Raw genomic sequence first — 307 nt, forward strand, 5'->3', positions numbered from 1 at the left:
GGGCGGCGGAGGCGGCAAGGGGAAGGGCGGCAAGAAGCGCTGACCGCGCTCTCGCGCGGCATTCCCGCGAGAGGGGGCCGTCCCTTCCAGGGCGGCCCCCTCTCGTTCGCCCAAGTGCCCGCCGCCGAACTTGAGTTGGCGGCAGATCTCTCGGACTCCCGCTAGGCGCCCGGGAGTTCTGGGGTTACGCGGCCGGGCCTTCGCAAGCTGCCGCCCCCGGTCCGGGGCGCTTCCGTGTGTGGCGTGATGGTGCGTCTGCGGGGCGGCTGAGCTTCCGGTGAAAGGTGACCGGTAGCCGGTGGGCGGG

Origin of the sequence: Streptomyces nanshensis (genome assembly GCF_001751255.1) — a bacterium.
Lineage (GTDB): Bacteria > Actinomycetota > Actinomycetes > Streptomycetales > Streptomycetaceae > Streptomyces > Streptomyces nanshensis_A.